This window comes from Endozoicomonas sp., assembly GCF_051008435.1.
Lineage (GTDB): Bacteria > Pseudomonadota > Gammaproteobacteria > Pseudomonadales > Endozoicomonadaceae > Endozoicomonas_A.
The window spans coordinates 23,054-29,472 of record NZ_JBPCXO010000490.1 but is presented as its reverse complement, the minus strand read 5'-3'; the positions used below and the strand labels follow the sequence as shown (position 1 = coordinate 29,472).

The 6,419-nt window shown below is 51.4% G+C and carries 5 protein-coding genes; all 5 read left to right on the top strand.

The window, feature by feature from the left end; translation table 11 throughout:
• The first annotated feature begins 379 nt into the window (after window positions 1-379).
• The 5 genes from argF to ACR2PX_RS24460 all read left to right on the top strand — a co-directional run bounded on the left by argF (window position 380) and on the right by ACR2PX_RS24460 (window position 6,402).
• On the top strand, window positions 380-1,390 hold the full coding sequence (argF, locus tag ACR2PX_RS24480; protein ID WP_434001972.1) for an ornithine carbamoyltransferase: 1,011 nt from the start codon (window positions 380-382) through the stop codon (window positions 1,388-1,390).
• 536 nt (window positions 1,391-1,926) lie between these two features.
• Complete coding sequence (locus ACR2PX_RS24475; protein ID WP_434001971.1) at window positions 1,927-3,492, top strand: V-type ATP synthase subunit B; 1,566 nt, start codon at window positions 1,927-1,929, stop codon at window positions 3,490-3,492.
• A gap of 3 nt (window positions 3,493-3,495) precedes the next feature.
• A complete protein-coding gene (locus tag ACR2PX_RS24470) occupies window positions 3,496-4,152 on the top strand; it encodes a V-type ATP synthase subunit D (protein ID WP_434001970.1) in 657 nt (218 codons plus the stop codon).
• The gene (locus ACR2PX_RS24465; RefSeq protein WP_434001969.1) at window positions 4,142-5,950 is read left to right on the top strand and encodes a V-type ATP synthase subunit I; all 1,809 of its coding nucleotides are present in this window, start codon (window positions 4,142-4,144) and stop codon (window positions 5,948-5,950) included. Before ACR2PX_RS24470 ends, ACR2PX_RS24465 begins: the two co-directional genes overlap by 11 nt.
• Before the next feature lie 2 nt (window positions 5,951-5,952).
• Window positions 5,953-6,402 carry an ATP synthase subunit C gene (locus ACR2PX_RS24460; protein WP_434001968.1) on the top strand — a complete coding sequence of 150 codons (450 nt, stop codon included), beginning with the start codon at window positions 5,953-5,955 and terminating at the stop codon, window positions 6,400-6,402.
• Window positions 6,403-6,419 lie beyond the last annotated feature (17 nt).

Genomic DNA, 6,419 nt, shown 5'->3' with positions numbered 1-6,419 from the left:
GGATTTGGCCATTTTTTATGATTCTTTTCGTTGAATAGCTCGCTATTCGCCTCAAATAATCATAAAAACTGTCTCAAACCGGACTTTTTCTCGCTACGGTCGGCTAAGTCCGACAGACTCCTAGAGCTATGGATGATGGTCGGTTCGACAGAGTAGGCAATGTGCCCGTCTAATCTCTTCACAGGATGAAGTCGCGCACAAAATATTGCTCAATCAGCCATGATTCAAAATCGTCCTGCCGTTTGAAGACGGCAGGCAACAAAAACCTGGCAGAAAGTTAAAACAGCAACTGGCCAGAAATGTCGCATCGCCCATGCCCTGAATAAGAGCTGGCGACTCGATCGCGTCATTTCCATAGCAAAAGTAGAAGAGTAAGACGATGGATTTCAGACTGCCCAATCACCCGTTCCTGAAACTACTGGATTTCAGTGCAGAGCATATTTCTGCCCTGCTGGACCTTTCTGTTCAGCTAAAGCAGGCCAAGAAAAGCGGCAATGAGCCCCGCTTTCTTCAGGGCCGCAACATCGCACTGATTTTTGAAAAAGCCTCCACCAGAACCCGATGCGCTTTTGAAGTAGCCAGCTTTGACCAGGGAGCCAATGTGACTTACATCTCCGGTGGGTCACAGATGGGCAGCAAAGAATCTGTGAAAGATACTGCCAGGGTGCTAGGCAGGATGTACGACGGCATTGAATTCCGTGGCCACTCCCAGCAGCATGTAGAAGAACTGGCTGAATATTCAGGCGTTCCCGTTTGGAATGGCCTCACCGATGACTGGCACCCCACTCAGGTTCTGGCAGACTTTCTGACAATGCTGGAGCATGGCAACAACCGTCCTTTGAATGAGCTCAAGCTTTGCTATGTTGGCGATGGTCGCAACAATGTCGCCAACTCTCTGCTGGTCGGCTGCGCCAAAATGGGTATCGATTTCAGAATTGCTGCCCCCGAGGGTTACACGCCTACTGAGGAATTACTGGCACTCTGCCAACCTTTAGCAGATAAGTCTGGTGCCAAACTCACGGTCACCCATTCTGTAGAAGAAGCCGTATCTGAATGTGGTTTTATCTACACCGATGTCTGGGTATCCATGGGTGAACCGGTAGAAGCCTGGGACGAGCGTGTTCGACTAATGAAACCTTATCAGGTGAATGCTTCGATGCTGGAAAAAACCGGCAATCCGGACGTTCGTTTCCTGCATTGTCTACCCGCTTTCCATAACGACGAAACCACTATTGGACGGGAAATTGCCAGCAAATATGGCATGTCTGGCCTTGAAGTCACCGAAGAGGTTTTTGAGTCGGAGCACGCTATCGTTTTTGATCAGGCAGAAAATCGTATGCACACCATCAAAGCAGTGATGGTAGCGACCTTAGGAGCCAGCCTGACTTAATACAATGTCAACCTGAACTCCAGAAAGAGCGGCCAGCTTTTGCATTAGATTGGCTTTAACAGGTCAACTATTCGCATACACCCAACGAAGCTGTCTAGAAAGCTCAAGGCTGTTGGCTCGCTCTACTGGAATTCTTGACCGAAAGTTTAAGCCTAACAGGCTCCCAGGGAACAAATCCGAGAAAAAACTCTTAGCTTTTTCTGGAATATTTTTACCTGACTTCCAAAGTGAAAGCGTACAGGATCCAAGCGATCCAGCCCGATCGAGGCGACAGAAGAACAAACTTGACAAAGTCTGGACGCTGACAAGTCTGGAATTGTCTACTATTGAGTAAATTTTGCATTGCATCCAGGTTGCTGATTGAGACGATGGAGCTATTTCTCCCGAACAGTCAGCAGCCTGGTAAGACCTGATCGTCCGTCCCTCAACTTTATAGGCGACAGGTACCAGATGATTAACCCGGCTCGTTAATTCGGGCCTGAACAGCCATTAACCACAGAGACTGTGCTTTGTTCCTGTGGTGATGAAACTATTTCATGGCAGTTACATTCTGGTTCAGTATCGGCTGGCTACATTTTGATGAATCGACAGAAGTGTTGCTTCTGTCATTACAGGTCCATCGAAAAATCCACCTCTTATTGATCCTGATACTGGTCAATCATCCCGATTTTTCCGTTCCCAAGCAGTATAGAGGAGCAGCAATGCCCCAGAGTCTATTGCGATACACTAACATTCTCAGCATTGTTGGTGACTTGATTCGCGTTCAAGTGCCTAACCTGACGGAAGGCAATGCCCGGGCCAGTTATGGCGATCTGGCGATGATCGAGCAAAAGGGGCAGGTTTATTCCCTGGCCCAGATCATCAAGATTGATCATGAAGAAGTATCTCTGCAGGTATTTACCGGGACCAAGGGCCTGTCCACTGACGCCGCCGTCTGCTTCCTGGGTGAGCCAATGAAGGCCACCTACTCCCCTAACATTCTGGGCCGTATTTTCAACGGCGCCGGTGAACCCATTGATGGTGGCCCGGCTCTGGAGCAGGATCCCAAAGTTGAAATTGATGGCCCGTCGGTAAACCCTGTCCGTCGTGTACTGGCGTCAAGAATGGTACGAACCAACGTTCCAATGATTGACGTATTCAACACCCTGGTAGAATCGCAGAAAATCCCTATTTTCTCGGTGGCCGGTGAGCCCTACAACCGCTTCCTGGCACGTATTGCCATCCAGGCTGAAGCCGACGTTGTTGTCTTCGCCGGTATGGGCCTGATCTTCGATGATTACCACTTCTTCCGCACTACCTTTGAAGAAGCGGGTGTCTCCTCTCGTACTGTCATGTTCACCAACCAGGCTTCTGACCCGACAGTAGAACGTCTGCTGACGCCTGATATGGCTCTGGCAGTGGCAGAACACTTTGCCGTTAACGAAAGCAAGAAGGTTCTGGTTCTGCTAACCGACATGACTTCCTATGCGGACGCCATGAAAGAAATCGGCGTAGCCATGGACAAGATTCCGGCCAACCGGGGTTACATGGGCGACCTCTACTCACAGCTGGCCAAGCGTTATGAAAAAGCCTGTGACTACAAAGGTGCCGGTTCTGTCACCATCCTGGCGGTCACCACCATGCCGGGTAACGATGTCACTCACCCGGTTCCGGATAACACCGGTTACATCACCGAAGGTCAGTTCTACCTGCACAATGGCGTGATCGATCCGTTTGGATCCTTGTCCCGTCTCAAGCAGATGGTTCAGGGCAAAGAGACGCGTGACGATCATGCTCACATCATGAACACCATGATCCGTTTCTACTCTGATTCTGTGAATGCCCAGCAGAAGCAGGCCATGGCCTTTGAGCTGTCCAGTTATGACCTGAAAGCCATCCGGTTTGGTGACACGTTCAAGAGTCGCTTCATGATTCTTGATGCCCGCATGAGTCTGGAAGAAGCCCTGGATCTCTGCTGGCAGACACTGGCTGAATGCTTTGAGCCAGAAGAAACCCTGCTGAAACAGAGCCTTCTGGACAAATACTGGCCCGGTATCGCCGAAGCCAAACAAAAGGCTGGCGCGGATACAGCAGCTGGTGCTGCAGCCCATATAGAGGCGTAAACCATGGCCAAGGTAGCCCTCAACAAAAGCTCACTGAACAAAGAAAAGCGCAGCCTGAAAACCTACAACCGTTACCTGCCGGCGCTGGAATTGAAGCGCCAGCAATTAATGGCTGAACGGAAAAAGGCTGAAGAGGCACTGGCAGAAACCCGGTCACACCTTGCGGATTTAGAGCGTCTGGTCAGGGAGCAGCTTCCCATGCTGGCCCGTGAAGACGTTCCCGTGGAAGGACTGGTTAAGGTCACCAACGTCACCCTGATCGATGAAAATATTGTAGGTACCGCTGTACCTAAAGTAGAGAACATCTCCATCAGCGTGAAACCTTACAGTGATCTGGCCAAACCAGTCTGGGTCGATTTTCTGGTTGAACTGCTCCAGCAGATGGTACGCCTGCGCATTGAATACCAGGTGCGCGTACTGCGTCATAAAGAGCTGGACAAGGCAACCCGGACTACGTCCCAGAGGGTTAATCTGTTTTCCAAAGTACTGATTCCACAAACCCGGAAGAGTATCCAGAAAATCCAGATCTACCTGTCTGACCAGGATCGTGCCAGCGTCATGAACGCCAAACTCTCCAAGGGTAAAGTACTGGCTCAGGAAGCCAGGATGGCCAAAGCCCGGGAGCTGGAACCAGGGGAGGCAGACGTCAATGGCTATTAAACGACTGAATAAAATTACCCTGTACGGGCCCGGGGAAGACAAAACCCGGATTCTTCAGGGGCTCCAGGCTCTGGGGTGCATGCATCTGATTCCACTGTCTGATGAAACCATGGATCAAAGCCTGCGTATGCAACCGGCACAAGCCAGTGAAGCTCTGGCCTGGCTGGAACGTTCGCCACGCAGCAGAAGACAGCTCAAGGATAAAAACCAGGTCTGTATCGATCAGGTGGTAGCCGAGGTTCTGGACAACAAGGCTTCCGTTCGGGAGGTTTCTGACGCCCGCGACAAACTGGTTGAACGTATCCGCGAAGTTCGCCCATGGGGTGAGTTCAGTTTTCCAAGACTGACAGATCTGGATGGCCAGCGCTTCTGGTTCTATGTTGTCCCTCTGGGCGAAATGGAAGAACTCTGTGAAGCACTCGGGGAAAAAGACCTGCCCTGGGAAGAGATTCACCGGGATCATCGCGAAGCCTATGTGATCGTGATCTCTGCCAGTGAACCCGCTGAAGACCTGCTTCCGGTACCTCGCTCCCATGTGGGCATGGTGCCACTGTCCCGGCTTGAAATGGAACTGGAAGAGTCTGAGCACCTTCTGGAAGAACTGCTCGCAGAACGTGAAGCATTAACCCGCTGGAATTATCTATTGGGTCAGGCCGTCGCAGCCAAGCAGGACCATGCAGCACTGGAAGAAGCCAGCAGCGGTACTCAGGATGAAGAAACCTTCTTTCTGGTCCAGGGCTGGGTAGCAGTATCGGAGAAAAAAGCGGTAGAGGCTTTCTGTCTGGAAAACAGTGTCGCGGCCATTTTCGAAGAACCGTCTGACAAAGACAGTCCGCCTACTCTGCTGGAGAAATCCGGCAACATCGGCGGTGGCTCGGATGCTCTGGGCTTTTTCCAGACACCAAACTATCGTACCTGGGATCCGGGCAACCTGGTCTTCTACTCGTTCTCTCTGTTCTTCGCCATGATCATGAGCGACGCCATGTACAGCTTGCTGTTTGGTGGCATCGTCTTCATGTTCCGCCAGAAACTGAAAAAGACCGAGGCCGGTTCACGCCTGATGAACCTGGCGTACTTCATGTCAGCAGCAGGCGCTGTCTGGGGTGTTCTGATTGGCAGTTACTTTGGTGTAGCTCCGGGCACAGGCGGCATTCTGGGTCACCTGGCCTTTGTCAATCTGAATGACTACAACGCCATGATGAAACTGTCTGTCTTTGTCGGTGTCACTCATTTGATCATCGCCAACTTCATGACGGCAGTGGTCAATCGACGGAGCAGTTACGCGCTGGCTCCTATCGGCTGGGCATTGATCATGGGCTCGGGACTGTCCATCTGGTTGGGTATGACCCAGACCTTGCCAGCGATTTTTGCTGACCGGGTCGGTCCTGCAGGCCTGATTATTGGTGCGTTGCTGGTGTTCCTGTTTACCAGTACCCGACCGGTTCGCTCTATTGGCAGCCTTTGCCTGAGAGGACTGGACGGCCTGAAAGCGGTTTATAACATCACTTCCGCTTTTGGTGACGTGCTGAGTTATATGCGTCTGTTTGCACTGGGTCTTTCCGGTGCGTCTCTGGCCATGACATTCAACACCCTGGCCATGGATGTAATGGACTCCAGTCCAGTCATCGGAGTGCTGTTCAGCGGCCTGATTCTGCTGCTCGGACACACACTCAACTTTGCTCTTTGCATCATGAGCGGTGTCGTACACGGCATGCGTCTCAATGTTATTGAATTCGTTAACTGGGGTCTGTCCGACGAGGGCTACCCATTCAAATCTTTTAGAAAGCAAGAGGACTAACCATGGATAATCTGATCTTGGCCCTGGGCTGGATAGGCGTATTTTCACCGGTTGCGCTGGGTGCGGTAGGTTCAGCCATCGGCTGTTCAGTAGCCGGTCAGGCAGCTTGTGGTGCCATGCTGGATGTTGAAAGTGGTTACGGAAAATTCATCGGTCTTTCCGCCATGCCTTCTTCCCAGGTGATTTACGGCATCGTAATTATGTTCACCCTGAGCGGTATCGGTGTTTCTATCAACAGCGCTCCTGGCCTGCTGGGTATTGGTCTGCTGACGGGTATTGCCCTGATGTACTCTGCCATCTACCAGGGTCAGGCTGTTGCAGCCTGTATCAATGCCTCCAAGAACAAGCCAGAAGTCTTTGGTCTGTCCATTGCTCCAGCCGCAATTGTTGAAGGTTTTGCGGTATTCGCTTTCGTATTTGCTCTGGTTCTGGGTCAGCAGATCGCTGCCTGATCAGTTAACGGTAAACA

Coding starts and splice junctions, on each gene's coding strand:
- argF (WP_434001972.1), top strand. CDS start 380: ATGGATTTCAGACTGCCCAATCACCCGTTCCTGAAACTACTGGATTTC.
- ACR2PX_RS24475 (WP_434001971.1), top strand. CDS start 1,927: ATGGCAGTTACATTCTGGTTCAGTATCGGCTGGCTACATTTTGATGAA.
- ACR2PX_RS24470 (WP_434001970.1), top strand. CDS start 3,496: ATGGCCAAGGTAGCCCTCAACAAAAGCTCACTGAACAAAGAAAAGCGC.
- ACR2PX_RS24465 (WP_434001969.1), top strand. CDS start 4,142: ATGGCTATTAAACGACTGAATAAAATTACCCTGTACGGGCCCGGGGAA.
- ACR2PX_RS24460 (WP_434001968.1), top strand. CDS start 5,953: ATGGATAATCTGATCTTGGCCCTGGGCTGGATAGGCGTATTTTCACCG.